The organism is Streptomyces caelestis (genome assembly GCF_001279005.1).
Classification (GTDB): Bacteria; Actinomycetota; Actinomycetes; order Streptomycetales; family Streptomycetaceae; genus Streptomyces; species Streptomyces heliomycini.
Genome location: NZ_LGCN01000212.1, coordinates 98,245 through 113,931 on the forward strand (window position 1 = coordinate 98,245; position 15,687 = coordinate 113,931).

Sequence of the window (15,687 nt, forward strand, 5' to 3'; positions counted from 1 at the left end):
ACGTGAGCCACGTCCTCGTCCCGCCGCCGCGCCGGGCCGCCGCCGCCCTGGGGCCGGTCCTGCCGCTGGTGGCGGTGGTCGTCCTGGCGGGCCTGCCGCCGACGGGGGACGGCGCGGGACCCGCCGACGTGGTGTCCGCGCTGGTGGTCGGATACTGCGTGATCCGGCTGCTGCGGGAACGGCGGCGCCCGCTGTCGCCCCGCGCGGCCGTGGTGCTGGGGCTGCCGGTCGTGGGACTGGCGCTCGCCGCCATGGGGGCGGCCTCGCCCCAGGCGGCGCTGGGCGGCCTGGGCCGTTATCTGCAGGTGTTCGTCCTCGTCCCGGCCACCGTGCTGGTGCTGCTCCGTGGCCGGGCCGACTTCCGGGTGCTGGCCTGGTCGTTCGTGGGGCTCGCCCTGTGGCAGGGGGCCGTCGGGGTGCACCAGTACGTCACCGGGACCGGTGCCTCGTACCAGGGCGAGCCCGTCCGGGCGGTCGGCACCTTCGGAGCCACGGACGTGATGGGCATGGCGACGGCGGTGTCGCTGGGCGTGGTGTGCGCGGCGGGGATCGCGCTGGGGCGGGCCCCGGCGCGGCAGCGGACGGCCGCCGCCGGGTGCGCCCTGCTGCTGGTGCTGCCGCTGGCGCTGTCCTTCAGCCGGGGCGCGTGGATCGCGACCGCGCTGGCGTGCACGGTGCAGCTGGTGCTGGCGGGGCTGCGGCGCGCGCTGAAGGTGGCGGCGGCCGTGGTCGCCGCGGGCGTCGTGCTGACGGGCGGGTTCGGGGTCGGTACGGCGATGCTGCAGGAGCGGATCGGCAGCATCACGGAGGTCGCCGACACGCCCGACCAGTCCGTCGTCGACCGGTACACCCTGTGGGCGGCGGCGACCGGCATGTGGCGCGAACACCCGTGGACCGGCGTGGGGCTGAAGAACTTCCCCGAGTACCGCGACGGGCACGCCACCCTGGCGCTGTCCTCGGGCAGCGACATCGCGGGCGCGGGCACGGACTACCACAAGCAGGCACTGCTGTCGCCGCACAGCATGTATCTGCTGGTGCTGAGCGAGCAGGGCCTGATCGGGCTGCTGGCGCTCGCCGGGGGCTGGCTCGCGCTGCTGGTGTGCGCGCTGCGGCGCCTGCTGCGGGCCCGCCGCCGCGGCCCCGGCCTCGACTGCGCGCTCGTCGCCGTCGGCCTGCTGCTCTGGCTGCTCACCGACTTCTTCTACGGCGACATCGGCGGTCCCTCGACCGTCCTGACCGGCGTGGCCCTGGGCCTGACGGCGTGGTGGGCCCTGTCCCGCGACGACCGGGCGGACGCCGCCCCGCGGCGGGACGGAGCGCCCGCCCGCATCGAGGAGGCCTCGACCCGATGACCGTGCTGCCTTCGCAGACTCCCGGTTCCGGCGGGCTCAGGACCGGCGACCCCCAGGCGGGCGGATCCCGGGCCGGTGCTCCCGCCTCCGACCGGCCCGCGACGGGCGCCCCTTCGGCGGACGGGCCCCGGCCCGCGGAACCCGGACCCGTCGGTCCCCCGACCGGCGCCCGCACGGTGACCGGCACCCGCACGGCGACCGGCGTCCCCGAGTCCGGCGGATCCGGGGCCGGGGGGACGAAGGGTGCGCCCGGTGACGACGTGGACGCGCCGCCCGCGGCGCGTTCCGGCGGGACGGGCGGTGACGTCGGTGAGCCGGGCGGGCTCAGGACCGGCGACCCCGCGCCCGGCGGACGCGAGCTCCGCGGGGCGCGGGGCGGCGGGTCCGGGAGCGCGGCCGGTGACGGCGGCACGTCGGGCGCGGTGTCCCGGAGGTTCCTCGCCCGGGCCGCGCTGGGGACGGCGGTGCTGTCCATCGCCGGGTCGCTGCTCGGGCTGGTGCGGGACCAGTCGCTGGCGCGGCTGTTCGGGGCCGGGAGCGACACGGACGCCTTCCTGGTGGCGTGGACCGTGCCGGAGATCGCCGCGACGCTGCTGATCGAGGACGGGCTGGCGATCGCGCTGATCCCGGCGTTCAGCATGGCGCTGGCGCGACGGGCCCGGGGCGTGCCCGGCGACCCGGTGCGCGACCTGGTCAAGGCCACCCTGCCCCGGCTGTGCCTGGCCTTCGCCGCGGTGACGGCGCTGGTCGCCGCCGGGGCCCCGTACCTGGTCCGCGTGCTGGCGCCCGGTCTGCCCGACCCCCGCCTCGCCGTCGACTGCACCCGGCTCACCGCGCTCAGCCTGCTGGCCTTCGGGCTCGCCGGGTACTGCAGCGCCGCGCTGCGGGCGCACCGCCGTTTCTTCGCGCCGGCGGCGATCTACGTCGCGTACAACTCCGGCATCGTGGCGACGATGTTCCTGCTCGGCGGGGAGTGGGGGGTGCGCTCGGCGGCCGTCGGGGTCGCGGTGGGCGGCTGCCTGATGGTGGCGGTGCAGCTGCCGTCCCTGTGGCGGCGGCTCGCGTCGCCCGCGCCCGCGCCCGCCGCGACCGGGCCGGCGGACGAGGAGCGGCCGGTGCGCCTCGCCCTGATCGCCGCCGTGCTGCTGTTCGCGCTGTGCCGCCAGTCGCAGGTCCTCGTCGAACGGTTCCTGGCGTCCTCCCTGCCCGCCGGGTCCATCTCGCACCTCAACTACGCGCAGAAGGTCGCCCAGATCCCGATGACACTGTCGCTGATGGTGTGCACCGTCACCTTCCCCGTGGTGGCACGGGCGCTCGCCGACGGCGACACCCGCCGGGCCCGCGCCCGGGTGGAACGGGACCTGGTGCTGGCGTCCTGTGTGGTGCTGGCCGGCATGTGCGCGGTGATCGCCTGCGCCCCGCAGATGATCGAACTGCTCTTCCAGCGGGGGGCGTTCACCGCGGCCGACAGCGCCGCGACGGCGAACGTCATGCGCGTGTACGCCCTCGGTCTGCTCGGCCAGACCCTCGTGGGCGCCCTCGTCCGCTGCTACTTCTCGGCGGGCCGCCCCAGCTGGTACCCGCTCGGCGTGATGGCGGCCGGCGTCGTCGTCACGTCCCTGATCGGCGCGGTGACCGTGGGCCGCTGGGGGGTGGCGGGGATCGCCGCCGCCAACGCCTTCGGCATCACCGTCACGGCCGTGCTGCTGCTGACCGGCCTGCGCACGGCCCGCCCCGGCGACACGGGCGGCCTCACGCTCGGCGTCCGCGGGGTCCTGGGCCGGCTGAGCCGGCCCGTGCTCGCCTCGGTCCTCGCCGTCGCCGCCGGGACGTCCGCCGCGAGCCTCTTCGACTCCCCGGTGGCCGCTCTCGCGGCCGGCTGTCCGGCCGTGGCCGCCGTCTTCGTGCCGCTCGCCCTGTCCGTCCCGGTCGCCCGGCGCTCCGTATCCGTATCCGCACTGCGCTCCGTACGCACCGTCACACGAAAGCTCACACATGGCCGCTCCCGTTGACTCCGTCGCCGCCGGCAGACCCTCCGCGCCCCGCCCGGGCCCCGTCCCCTGGGTGGCGATGTACCACTCGGTGGGCGACTGCTCGGACGACCCGTACCGCATCACCGTCACCCCCGGGCGGCTCGAGCGGCAGCTGGCCTGGCTGCGCCGGCGCGGACTGCGCGGCGTGTCCGTCGCCGAACTCCTCGCCGCGCGCGCCCGCGGCGAGGGCCGGGACCTGGTCGGCCTCACCTTCGACGACGGCTACACCGACTTCCTCACCGGCGCCCTGCCGCTGCTGCAGCGCTTCCGCTGCGGCGCCACCCTCTTCGTCCTGCCCGGACGGCTCGGCGGCGACAACGCCTGGGACCCGCTCGGCCCGCGCAAGCCGCTGCTGACCGCGGACGGCATCCGGCGCGCCGCCGACGGGGGCGTGGAGATCGGCTCGCACGGTCTCACCCACGTCGACCTGACCCGCGCGGACGACGCCACGCTCACCGCCGAGGTCGCCGGGAGCCGCGCCCGGATCGAGGAGCTGACCGGCGCCCCGGCCGCCGGGTTCTGCTACCCGTACGGCACGGTCGACGCGCGCGCCGTCGAGGCCGTGCGGAAGGCGGGCTACGCCTACGCCTGCGCCATCGACCCCGGCCCGCTGACCGGCCCGCACGCCCTGCCGCGCGCGCACGTCGGGCAGAACGACACGGCGTGGCGCCTGCACCTCAAGCTCCGGCTGCACCGGCTGCGCCGGCGTCCGGTGGAGGGCCTGTGATGCGGGCGCTGCACATCATCACCGGGCTCGGTGTCGGCGGCGCCGAGCAGCAGTTGCGGCTGCTGCTGCGTCACCTGCCGGTCGACTGCGACGTGGTGACGCTCACCAACCCCGGCGCGGTCGCCGACGGGCTCGGCGCCGACGGCGTGCGGGTCGTGCACCTGGGCATGGGCGGCAACCGCGACCTGGCCGCGCTCCCCCGTCTGGTCCGGGTGATCCGGGCCGGCGGCTACGACCTCGTGCACACGCACCTGTACCGGGCCTGCGTCTACGGCCGGCTCGCCGCCCGGGTCGCCGGGGTCCGCGCGGTCGTGGCGACCGAGCACTCCCTGGGCGACACCCAGATGGAGGGCCGCAGGCTGACGGCCGGCGTGCGCGCGCTGTACCTGGCGAGCGAGCGGCTCGGGTCGGCGACGGTCGCCGTCTCCCCGACGGTGGCCGACCGGCTGAAGCGCTGGGGCGTGCCCGCCCCCCGCATCGAGGTCGTCCCCAACGGCATCGACCTGGACCGCTTCCGCTTCGACCCGGAGCGACGGGAGCGCACCCGTCGGCGCCTCGGCCTGCCGGAGGGGGCGTTCGTCGTCGGCGGCGTCGGCCGGCTCGCCCGCGGCAAGCGGTTCGACGTCCTCGTCCGCGCGCTCGCCCTGCTGCCGGAGGACCACTGGCTGCTGCTGGTGGGCGGCGGCCCCGAGGAGCACGTGCTGCGCCGCACCGCCCACGAGGCCAAGGTGGCGGGGCGGGTGCTGTTCACCGGCGAGCGTCCCGTCGTCCCCGACGGCACCCCCGGCCCCGACCTGCCCTCGCTGACCTCGGCGATGGACCTGTTCGCCTCCCCGTCCGCGGAGGAGGCCTTCGGTCTGGCGGCCGTGGAGGCGCTGGCGTCCGGTCTGCCCGTGCTCTACGCCTCCTGCCCGGCGATCGAGGACCTGCCGCCCGAGGCCCGCGCCGACGCCCGGCGGGTGCGCGGCGGCCCCGCCGCGTACGCCCGCGCGATCGCCGAGGTCCGTGCGGCGGGCCCCGGACCGCGCACGGCCGGCCGGGCCGCGCACCACTACAGCATCACCCGCAGCACGGCCCGCCTCATGGACGTGTACACGGCGGCCGTGGCCGGCGCGTCGCCGTCCGCCGCACCGTGAGCCTCCGCCGCACCGCATGTCTCTGCCGTACCTTCGAGGGAGCAAGCCCGTCATGACCGACACCCCGACCCGTCGGCGCCGTCCGTCCCTGGACCGTGTCAGAAAGCTGCCGGCCTGGTCCGCGCTGGTGGCGGGCACGTTCCTCGGTGGTCTGTCCGGCGGCGTATACGGCCTGGTCACGCCCCCGGTGTACACCGCCACCAGTTACGTCGTCGCCGTGCCCACCGACAAGGCGCCCTCGGACGCGGCCCGCGGTTTCGCGCAGGCGTACGGCCGGGTCGCCACCCAGCTCGCGGTGCTCGGCGACGCGCAGGTGTGGGCCGGGGTGCCGGTGCGGACGCTGCGGGACAGCGTCCGCACGGCGACCTCGCCGGACGCGCCGATGGTCGCCGTCACGGCCACCTCCGCGCAGCCCGGACTGGCCGTCGACATGGCCGACGCGGTCTCGCGCGCGCTGACCCGGCACGCCGAGGACACCAAGGGCAGCACGCAGGTCCGGCTCGTGCAGTTCTCGCGCGCGGTGCGGCCGGGCAAGCCGTCGTCCGCGTCGTCGGGGGTGACCGCGCTGGTGGGGGCGAGCGCGGGCGGCCTGCTGGGCGGCCTGGTGCTGCTCGCCAGGCCGAGGCGGACCGGCCGGGGCGAGGGTCCGGCCCCCGCCGCCTCGGTGCCCGGCCCGGCCACCGCCGCCGATGTGCAGCGGTGACGCGGCCGGGACGGCCCCCGGGGCCTGTTGCGAACGTCCCGTCCGCCGGGCGACGCCGTGCACACCCTCCCGCCGCACCGGGCGCCGAGCCGAGTACGCCCGGTACGGGGCCCAGGGCCCGGCACGCCGGGAGCACGCACCCGACGCCGCCCGGCCCGCCCCTCGGGCGGCCGACGGGACGCCCACCACGGGCCCTAGCGGGTGCGCGACCACCAGTCGAAGCGGAAGCAGAGTTTCCCGCCGAGCCAGTACTCCACCCACCGGCCCAGGTCCAGCGGCGAGCAGTCCTCCGGCGGCAGCGGCACGCCGGGCACGGTCGGCACGGGAGAGGGCGCCGGGGTCTGCGGCGTGGTGTCCGGCTCCTCCTCGTGGGTGCGTCCGTGGAGCACGGACTTGTACACGCGGGACGACTCCGGGTTGTCGTCGCACTGCCACACGCCGTGCGGGCAGTAGTCGGTCACCGTGTTGTAGAGCGGCTTGTGCCGGTCGATCCACGCGAGCATGCGCCGCATGTACTCGGGATTGTCGCCGTTGCGGAAGAGCCCCCATTCGGGATAGGAGATCGGTTTTCCGTGGGCCTTCGCGAAATCGACGTGCGCCTGGAGTCCGTACGGCTCCTTCACCTGTTCGTCGAAGGAGTGCCCGGCCGGCTGGTCGTAGGAATCCATGCCGACGATGTCGACCGTGTCGTCGCCGGGGTAGCACCGCGTCCAGGGGACGGCGTCCCGGCCGCGGCTCGGCGTGAAGTCGAAGCGGAATTCCTGGCCCGGCACCGCGCGCATGGTCCGCACGATCCGGTTCCAGTACTTCTTCCAGGATTCCGGGTCGGGACCGCAGCGGTGGGTGTAGGTGACGCCGTTCATCTCCCAGCCGAGCACCAGGACCGTGTCCGGCACCTTCAGCTCGACCAGCCGCTCGGCGAGGGCGCGGAAGTGGTGGTCGAACTCCCCGGCCGCACCCCGCCGCAGCAGCTGCCGGACCTCGTGATCGGGGACGCCCGCCTCGTTGCGCTCCTGCAGGGGGACGTTGAGGACGAGCATCCGGTCGTCCTCGGCGTTGCGCCAGCGCGCCCACGCGTCGAGGAAGCCGACGTCCCCCTCGATGTCGCTCCAGTGGTTGCCGGGCAGGTAGGTGTGGCCGACGCGCAGCTCGGCGCCGCCCAGCCAGCGGCTGAACTGCTCCATGCGGTCCACGCCGCGGGCGTCGGAGGCGAGGAAGGCGCCGAAGGCCGGGACGTCACCGAGCGGCGCCGGCAGCGCCGGCACGGGGACCGACGGGATGTCGACGGCCGGGGCGGCGGGGACCTTCGGGACCGCGGGGACCGTGGGAACGGCCACGGGCCCGTCCGGGGCCGGCGCCGCCGGACGGGAGTCGTCGGCCGGCTCCGGCCCCGTCGTGGGACCGGCCGCCAGGGCGGCGGCCACGACGACCGCCGCCGCGCCCACGGCCATCGCGCGGGTCCGGACCCGCCTGTGCTGTGGGGCCATTGGCTGCTCCTCTTCTCGTTCACGTCCGCCTTCTGCCTGAACCAGCCGCTCTTGACGAACAGTCATGTGAATTCAGGCACAGGAAATACGGCGGTGCCAATGTCACTGCGGCTTTCGAGTGCCGGGCTCGCCCGTGCGGGTGATCCGGCGCCAGAGGAAAGTGAGTATTCGTGTCGCTGCTCGACACCCGTGTCCCCGCCGTACTGCTGCGGACCGACCGGAATCCCTTTCACCACGGAACGCTGGGGGCCGTGCGGTCACTCGGCAGGGCGGGAGTGGAGGTGCATGTCGTCGCCGATTCCACGGGAAGTCCCGTTCGTCGCTCGCGTTATGTCCACAGCATGCATTCCCCGCCGCCGCCGGGAGCATCCGCGCAGCAGATCCTCGCCGTGCTGCGCCGGGTGGCCGAACGGGTGGGGCGCCCGGCCGTGCTGATCCCGCTGGACGACGCGACCGCGATCGCCGCGGGCCGGCTGCGAGGCGACCTCGCGCCCTCCTACCTGCTGCCCGAGATGCCGGCCACGCTGTCCGAACGCGTCGCCGACAAGGCGGAACTGGCCGCCGTGTGCGCCGCCGCGGACATCCCGCACCCGCGCACCCTCGTCCCGGACAGCCCCGGGCGGGCCGTGGACGACGCCCACCGGCTCGGGCTGCCGCTGGTCGCGAAGTGGAGCCGGCCCTGGCTGCTGCCGGCCGGCGGCGGACTGCGCAGCACCCGGCTGGTGCACTCCGCGCAGCAGGCCCGGGAGCTGTACGCGCGCACCGCGGAGGCGGGCAGCCCGCTGCTGCTCCAGGAGTACCTGCCGCCGGGCGAGGACCGGGACTGGTTCTTCCACGGCTACGCCGACCGCGCGGGCGCCGTGCGCGCCGGCGGTCCGGGCCACAAGCGGCTGTCCTGGCCGCGCGGCGCGGGGCTGACCGCGGTGGGCCACTGGACGCCCAACCCCGAGGTCCGGGCGCTCGCCGAACGGCTCACCGGCGAACTCGGCTACCGCGGCGTCTTCGACCTCGACTTCCGCCGCTGCGGCACGACCGGCCGCTACCACCTCCTCGACTTCAACCCGCGCCCCGGCGCCCAGTTCCGGCTCTTCGCGGACAGCGCGGGACTGGACGTCGTACGCGCCCTGCACCTGGATCTGACCGGCCGTCCGCTGCCGGACGGGGATCCGGTGGCCGGACGGGCGTTCGTGGTGGAGAACTACGCGCCGTTCGCCGCGCTGCGCACGGCGTCCGGCGGCCGCGAACTGGCCTGGTACGCCCGGGACGACCGGGCCCCCGGATGGGCGATGTGGGCCCTGTGGGCCCGTCATGTGTCCGGCCGGCTGCGGCATCGGCTGGGCACGGCGGCGGCCGTGCCGGCGCCCCGCCCGGCCCCCCGGGAGGCCACGCCCTCCCTGACCCCTCCGATCGACGACGAGAAAGCGAGCAGCTGATGATGTACGACCTCCTGGTGGTGGGCGCCGGTCCGTACGGCCTGTCGATCGCGGCCCACGCCGCGGCCGCCGGTCTGAACCTGCGCGTGTTCGGCCGGCCCATGGCGTCCTGGCGGGACCACATGCCCGGCGGCATGTTCCTGAAGTCGGAACCGTGGGCGTCCAACCTGTCCGACCCCGGCGGACGCTGGCGGCTGGACGCGTACTGCGCCGAGCAGGGCCTGACGGCACGGCACGCGCACCCGATCCCGGTGGAGGCGTTCGCCTCGTACGGCCTGTGGTTCGCCCGCAACGCCGTGCCGGAGGTGGACGAGCGCACGGTCACCCGGGTGTCGTCCGGTCCCGACGGCTTCACGGCGGTCACCGAGGACGGGCAGGCGCTGCACGCTCGGACGGTGGCGCTGGCCATCGGGGTGATGCCGTTCATCGAGGTGCCGACGGCCCTGCGCGGGCTGCACCCCACGCTGGTGACGCACAGCAGCCACCACAGCGACCTGGGCCACTTCCAGGGCAAGGACGTCACGGTGATCGGCGGCGGCCAGGCGGCCCTGGAGACGGCGGCGCTCCTCGCCGAGCAGGGCACGCGGGTACGGGTGCTGGCGCGCGCGGAGCGGCTGCGGTGGAACGACGTGCCGCCGCCCTGGGAGCGCCCGTGGTGGCAGTCGCTCCGCTCGCCGCACAGCGGACTGGGCCCCGGCTGGCGGAACTGGTTCTACTCCGAGCGCCCCGGCCTGTACCGGCGGCTGCCGCAGTCGACCCGGTCGCGGATCGCGGCCACGGCGCTGGGCCCCGCGGGCGCGTGGTGGGTGCGGGACCGGGTGGAGCGGGCGGTGGACCTGCTGCCGGGCCAGCAGGTCACCGCGGCCGCCGCGGTGCCGGGCGGGCTGCGCCTGGACCTGACCGGCCGGGACGGCTCCCGGCGCTCCCTGGAGACCGAGCACGTCATCGCCGCCACGGGGTTCAAGGCGCACCGCGACCGGCTCGGCCTGCTCTCCGCCGAGCTGCGCGGGACGCTGGCGGCGCTGCCGGACGGTTCCCCGGTGCTCGGCCACGGCTTCGAGTCCTCGCACCCCGGGCTGTTCCTGGCGGGCCTGGTGACCGCGTCCGGCTTCGGCCCGGCCATGCGCTTCGTGCACGGCGCGACGTTCACGGCGCCGACCCTGGTCCAGGGGGTGCGCCGCCGGCTGAGGTCGACGCCGGTGCGCGGGTCGGTTCCCGTCCCGGGCGGCGGCAGCCGCAGCGGGGCGCCGTCGCCGGTGAACGGCTGACGGGCGCAGACGACGACGCGTCCCCCGGACCGGGTCGGTCCGGGGGACGCGTCGTCCCGCGGGTACGGCTGCCGGGTGGGGCGGGCCCGGCAGCCGGCGGATCAGCGGCGGGAGGCGAGACGGCCGCGACGGTAGAGCATCGCGCCGCCGGTGATCAGGACGGCGCCGGCCGCCGAGGCGGCGATCATGCCGTCGCTGCCGGTCTCGGCCAGGTGCGGCGGGTTGCCGGGCACTTCCTCCTCCTCGGCCGGGGGCTTCTCGGCCTCGTGGGCGGGAGGCGTCTTGACCTTGGTGGGCGGCGTCTCCTTCTCGGGCTCGTCCTCGCCGTAACCGTAACCACCGTCGTTGACGCAGGTGGTGCCGTAGGCGTCGTCGAACAGCGAGATGACGTCGACGCTGTTGCCGCACGCGTTCACCGGCAGGTGGAGGGGCACCTGCACGTGGTTCCCGGACAGCAGACCGGGCGAGCCCTTGGCGGCGCCCGTCGTGCGCGCGCCACCGGAGTCGCCGTACGAGGAGTCGCCGTAGGAGGACTCACCGTAGGAGGAGTCGCCGTGCGAGGTCTCGTCGCGCGAGCCGCGGTCGGACGTGTGGGAGTCGGACGTGTGGGAGCCGTTGACGCACGTGTTGTCGCCCGTCTCGTTGAACACCCCGACCACGTCGACGTCGTTGCCGCACGCGTTCACCGGCGCGTGGACCGGCGCCTGCACGTTGTTCCCGGACAGCAGACCGGGCGAGTCCTCGGCGCCGCCCACCGCGCGCGCGCCACCGGAGTCGCGCGAGCCGCGGTCGGACTTGTGGGAGCCGTGGTCGGACGTGTGGGAGCCGTTGACGCACGTGTTGTCGCCCGTCTCGTTGAACGCACCGACCACGGTGACGCCGTTGCCGCACGCGTTCACCGGCGCGTGGACCGGCGCCTGCACGTCGTTCCCGGACAGCACACCGGGAGAATCCTCGGCACTGCCCACCGCGTACGAGTCGGCGAGGGCGGGGGTTCCGTACAGGGACAGAATGCCCGTGGCGGCGGCGGCCGCCACGAACACTCCCCTGCTCAGGGTCTGTCGCAATGTGGTTGTCTTCCTGCTTGAAGAGTGGGAGCGGCCACGCGTTCTGGCCCTCCGCTGCCGCATGGCCTACTCCTTCATCAACCCGACTCGGCGGAATCGGTTGCGCAGATTCACCCGGTTGGCCCGCTCCGCACCCGGAGGGGGCCACCGGTCACGACACCACGTCCTTGCGGACGAACCCGCGGAACGCCAGCGCGAACAGCACCAGCGCGTACGTCACGGACACCGACGCGCCCTGGATCATGCCGGACCACTCCGGGGTCGGCTGGACGGCGTCCGCCCAGGCGAACTGCCAGTGCGCGGGCAGGAAGTGACGCCAGTCCCCGAGGGCGGTGACGGCGTCCAGGACGTTGCCGACGATGGTCAGGCCGACCGCGCCGCCGACCGCGCCCAGCGGGGCGTCGGTGCGGGTGGACAGCCAGAACGCGAGCCCGGCGGTGACCAGCTGCGACACGAACAGGTATGCCACGACCACCACGAGCCGCTGCGCCGCCGTGCCGGGATCGAGCGTGCCGCCGGTGGGGACGTGCAGCGGACCCCAGCCGTAGGCGGCCGTGCCGACGACGAGCGCCACCACCGGCAGCAGCACCATCGCGGCCAGGCTCAGCCCCAGTCCGACGATCAGCTTGGACCACAGCAGCCGCATCCGGGGCACCGGCGCGGCGAGCAGATAGCGCAGGGAGGACCAGCCGGCCTCCGAGGCGACCGTGTCCCCACAGAACAGGGCGACGGGGATGACCAGCAGGAAGCCCGCGGACACGAACAGGTTCACGGCGGCGAAGTTGGCGCCGGACGCGGTGGCCGTGTCCATCAGGTTCACCCGGCCGCCCGGACGGTCCGGTTCACCGCCGATCGCGAAGGCGACCATCAGCACGAACGGCAGGAGGGCGAGGATCGCGCCCATCACGAGGGTGCGGCGGCGCCCCAGCTGGCGGACCAGCTCGACCCGCAGGGGCAGGGTGCGGCCCGCGCGGTAGCCGGCGGCGACCTCGACGGGTCCGGCGCCCTCGGCGTGCCCGGTGGGCTCGGCCCGCTCGGTGAGCGTGCTCATGCGGAACCTCCGATCAGGGTGAGGAAGGCGTCTTCGAGGCGTCGGTGCGGGCCCACCGACGCCACGGGCACCTCCAGCCGGACCAGTTCGGCGACCAGGCGCGGGGCGGTGCCGCCGGCGTCGAGCCGGACCAGCAGGCCCTCGTCGGTGCGGACGGCGGAGGCGACGCCCGGCAGCGCGGCGACCTTCTCGGCGACCGGCTCGTCCACGGACTCCTCCGTCCCGACGAGCAGGGTGTCGCCGGAGCCGACGATCTCCTGCACCGGACCGGCCTGGACGAGCCGCCCGCGGTCCATCACCACGAGGTGGGTGCAGGACTGCTCGACCTCCGACAGCAGGTGGCTGGAGACGATCACCGTGCGTCCGGCGGCCGCGTACCGGATCATCACCTCGCGCATCTCGCGGATCTGCGGCGGGTCGAGTCCGTTGGTCGGTTCGTCGAGGATGAGCAGGTCCGGGAGGCCGAGCATGGCCTGGGCGAGGGCGAGGCGCTGGCGCATGCCCTGGGAGTAGGTGCGCACCGCGCGGGCGAGCGCGTCGCCGAGGCCGGCGATCTCCAGCGCCTCCTCCAGGTGGGCGTCCTTGGGCGGGCGCCCGGTGGCCCGCCAGTACAGCTCCAGGTTCTCCCGGCCGGACAGGTGCGGCAGGAAGCCCGCGCCCTCGACGAAGGCGCCGACCCGGGAGAGCACCGGGGCGCCGGGGCGAATGGCGTGGCCGAAGACGCGGATCTCGCCGCCGTCGGGCCTGATCAGGCCCATCAGCATGCGCAGGGTGGTCGTCTTGCCCGCGCCGTTCGGGCCGAGGAGGCCGAGCACCTGGCCCTTCTCGACCCGGAAGGACAGGTCCCGCACGGCGTACCGGTCCGAGGAGCGGGCGTACCGCTTGCTCAGACCGGTGATCCGGAGCGGGACGTCGGCGAGTTCCGGGTCGGGCGCCGGGGCGGTGGTGCGGCGGCGACCGGTGAGCAGCAGGGCGAGGGCGATCAGGGCGCCGGCGACCGGCAGCCACACCACCCAGGCGGGCAGCGGGGCCGCGGCGGTGGTCACGCCGGGCGCGGTGGGCACCGTGAGGTCGCTCTTCAGGGAGACGGTGTACGTCGCCGGGGCGGCCGGGGAGGCGTAGCCGAGGTCGGTGGAGGCGAGGACGAGGCGCAGGCGGTGGCCCTTGCGCACCTCGTGGTCGACGGCGGGGAGGGTGAGCGTCACGTCCTTGCCGGCCTTGGCGCCCTCGACGCGGACCGGGGCGACGAGCTGCGAGGGCAGTACCTGCTGCCGTCCGTCCGGGCCGACGTCGTACACCTTGCCGAAGAGGACGGCGTCGCCGCCGGTCGACTTCACGCGCACGGTGACGGTCGGCGATCCGGTGATCCGCAGATCGCCGGCGACCGGGGCGGACTCGAAGCGGGCGTGCTGGCCCGGGAAGTCCAGGGAGATCCCGACGCCGAGGGAGGAGAGCTGGGCGAGTCCGCCGGAGCCGCCGAGGCCGGGCAGGGAGGAGACGGCGGGCGGGTTGGCGCCGGCCGGGTTGGCGAAGCTCTGTTCGCGTCCGGTGAGGGGGAAGGAGCGGCCGCCGTCGGTCAGCCCCGGGTAGGCGTCGGCGCTCGCGCCGTTCAGCACGGCCCGTCCGTCGGTGGAGTCGACGCCCCCGGTGCGGGTGACGCGGAAGGCGGGGCCGGTGTCGGCGCCCTCGTCGTCCTTGAGGTACCGGTCGAACCAGGTGCTCACGCGCCGCTGCACGCGGTCCGTCTCCGGGTCGCCGCCGTCGTGGCCGCCCGCGATCCAGTCGACGTCGACGGGGGCGCCGTTGGCGCGGATCGCCTGCGCGGCGGCGTCGGCCTGGCCGAGCGGGAAGAGGGAGTCGGTCTGGCCCTGCAGCAGGAGCGTGGGCACGTCGATGCGGTCGGCGACGGCGGACGGCGAGCGCGCCCGGAGCAGCTCGCGCGCCTCGTCGTCCGGGAGGCCGGACTCGGCGACCCGCTGGTACATCGCGCACAGGGCGGGCTCGAACTTCTCGCAGCCGCCGCCGGAGTTGACGAAGACGCCCGCCCACAGCCTCTTGAAGACGCCGTTCGGGAAGAGCGCCTCGGCGAGGTCGAAGTAGGTGATCGCCGGGGCGATGGCGTCGACCCGGTCGTCGTACCCGGCGCCGAGCAGGGCGATGGCGCCGCCGTAGGAGCCGCCCGCCATGCCGACCCGCGGGTCGCCGTCCTCGTCGAGCTGGACCTCGGGCCGGTCCGCCAGCCAGTCGATCAGCCGGGAGACGTCGGCGACCTCGCTCTCCGGGTCGTTCAGCCCGATCCTCCCGGTCGACGCGCCGAAGCCGCGCGCGGACCAGGTGAGGACCGCGTACCCGTCGCGCGCGAGGTCCTCGGCCTGCTCCCGCACGTCGTCCTTGCTGCCGCCGAAGCCGTGCCCGAGCAGGACGGCGGGGCGGCGGCCGCCGGGCCCCGCGGTGAAGTACGAGGTGTCGATGCGCACCCCGTCGCCCGTGTTCATGACCCGGTCGGCGCGGCGGACCGCGGGCGCGTCGTCGGAGGCGACGGCGGTCCACGTACCGGCGCCGGCGAGCACGACGACGGCGGCCGCGGCGGCGATGACCCGTCGCGGCCGCGGCCACCGCGCTCCGGGCAGTCGAAGATCCATGCGTCAACCGTACGGGGTCGGCCTGTCGCCGGGACGTCGACCGCAGACCGAACCCGGGGACCTCCCGCAGGCGTACGGAACCCCCGCCGCGTACCGCGTCCGCGGTACGCGGCGGTGCTCGCACTCCGGCCGGACAGGACGCCTCCCGACATGGCGGCGGCCGCGTCACGACGTCCGTATCGGGCGTGCCGTCTCCTGGGAGATCACCTCATGCGGTGGGTCCGCGGCAGCGGACGAATTCGTCCCGGCTCACGCAACCCGCGCGAGCGCGGGGCGGTCCTACCGGGTACCGAAGCCGGTACAGCGGCCCTGCCGACGCGTAGGCGCATGGACGGAAGACGAGCCCCGAACGCTTGACCGAGGATGGGGATGACGCATTTGGACACCCAGGTGACCTGGGTCGACGCACGCGAGGGACTGCCGTGGAGCGGCGCACCGGTGGCGGTGGCGGTCACGGGCCGGTATCCGGCCGACGACGCCGAGTCCGAAACGGCGTCGGGGGAGGAGTTCTGGCTGGTGAGGCCGATGTACTTCACGGACCGGCACTTCAGCGAGGACGGGACGGAACACAGGAACTGCTTCGTCGACTCCGACGGATACGTCCACCTGCCCTACGGCCTCGCCGGCCATGACACCGTGACTCACTGGGCCGAGCTGCCCACCCTGCCGGGCAGGACGACCCACCTCGTGCTCGGGAAGGACGTGCAGCCGGCGCTCCGGGACGCGTGGAGCGCCGGCCCCGCCATCTGATCCACGGCCTGTTCCCGACCGGTGTCGCCACGGTCCGG

The 15,687-nt window shown here is 75.2% G+C and carries 12 protein-coding genes; 8 read left to right on the top strand and 4 right to left on the bottom strand.

The window, feature by feature from the left end:
- The first annotated feature begins 2 nt into the window (after positions 1-2).
- Genes ADK41_RS25230 through ADK41_RS25250 form a run of 5 tightly spaced genes read left to right on the top strand, consistent with a single transcriptional unit; the run spans position 3 to position 5,951 of the window.
- Positions 3-1,352: an O-antigen ligase family protein gene (locus tag ADK41_RS25230; RefSeq protein WP_030818601.1), complete on the top strand. Its 1,350-nt coding sequence runs from the start codon at positions 3-5 to the stop codon at positions 1,350-1,352.
- Positions 1,349-3,364: a murein biosynthesis integral membrane protein MurJ gene (locus ADK41_RS25235; RefSeq protein ID WP_234318499.1), complete on the top strand. Its 2,016-nt coding sequence runs from the start codon at positions 1,349-1,351 to the stop codon at positions 3,362-3,364. The genes ADK41_RS25230 and ADK41_RS25235 overlap by 4 nt, the downstream gene beginning before the upstream one ends.
- Positions 3,348-4,112 (top strand): polysaccharide deacetylase family protein, encoded by a 765-nt coding sequence (locus ADK41_RS25240; RefSeq protein WP_030818605.1) that lies wholly within the window; start codon positions 3,348-3,350, stop codon positions 4,110-4,112. The genes ADK41_RS25235 and ADK41_RS25240 overlap by 17 nt, the downstream gene beginning before the upstream one ends.
- Positions 4,112-5,248, top strand: a complete 1,137-nt coding sequence (locus ADK41_RS25245) for a glycosyltransferase (protein WP_030818607.1) — start codon at positions 4,112-4,114, stop codon at positions 5,246-5,248. Before ADK41_RS25240 ends, ADK41_RS25245 begins: the two co-directional genes overlap by 1 nt.
- Before the next feature lie 52 nt (positions 5,249-5,300).
- Positions 5,301-5,951 (top strand): LPS biosynthesis protein, encoded by a 651-nt coding sequence (locus tag ADK41_RS25250; RefSeq protein WP_030818609.1) that lies wholly within the window; start codon positions 5,301-5,303, stop codon positions 5,949-5,951.
- A 194-nt stretch (positions 5,952-6,145) separates the two neighbouring features.
- Here the strand turns inward: ADK41_RS25250 and ADK41_RS25255 are convergent, their stop codons facing one another.
- Positions 6,146-7,438, bottom strand: a complete 1,293-nt coding sequence (locus ADK41_RS25255) for a glycoside hydrolase family 26 protein (protein WP_030818611.1) — start codon at positions 7,436-7,438, stop codon at positions 6,146-6,148.
- A gap of 170 nt (positions 7,439-7,608) precedes the next feature.
- Between ADK41_RS25255 and ADK41_RS25260 the strand changes: the two genes are divergently transcribed.
- Positions 7,609-8,871, top strand: a complete 1,263-nt coding sequence (locus ADK41_RS25260) for a hypothetical protein (protein ID WP_030818613.1) — start codon at positions 7,609-7,611, stop codon at positions 8,869-8,871.
- Between the two features lie 2 nt (positions 8,872-8,873).
- Positions 8,874-10,139, top strand: a complete 1,266-nt coding sequence (locus tag ADK41_RS25265; RefSeq protein WP_030818615.1) for an NAD(P)-binding domain-containing protein — start codon at positions 8,874-8,876, stop codon at positions 10,137-10,139.
- Positions 10,140-10,240: 101 nt separating this feature from the next.
- Here ADK41_RS25265 and ADK41_RS25270 read toward each other — a convergent pair whose 3' ends face one another.
- From ADK41_RS25270 to ADK41_RS25280, 3 genes are all read right to left on the bottom strand, one after another.
- On the bottom strand, positions 10,241-11,206 hold the full coding sequence (locus ADK41_RS25270) for a chaplin family protein (protein WP_037803126.1): 966 nt from the start codon (positions 11,204-11,206) through the stop codon (positions 10,241-10,243).
- A 151-nt stretch (positions 11,207-11,357) separates the two neighbouring features.
- A complete protein-coding gene (locus ADK41_RS25275; RefSeq protein ID WP_030818619.1) occupies positions 11,358-12,257 on the bottom strand; it encodes an ABC transporter permease in 900 nt (299 codons plus the stop codon).
- Positions 12,254-14,899: an alpha/beta fold hydrolase gene (locus ADK41_RS25280; protein ID WP_030818621.1), complete on the bottom strand. Its 2,646-nt coding sequence runs from the start codon at positions 14,897-14,899 to the stop codon at positions 12,254-12,256. Before ADK41_RS25280 ends, ADK41_RS25275 begins: the two co-directional genes overlap by 4 nt.
- A gap of 369 nt (positions 14,900-15,268) precedes the next feature.
- Between ADK41_RS25280 and ADK41_RS25285 the strand changes: the two genes are divergently transcribed.
- A complete protein-coding gene (locus tag ADK41_RS25285) occupies positions 15,269-15,649 on the top strand; it encodes an AQJ64_40280 family protein (RefSeq protein ID WP_030818623.1) in 381 nt (126 codons plus the stop codon).
- The last annotated feature ends 38 nt before the right edge of the window (positions 15,650-15,687 follow it).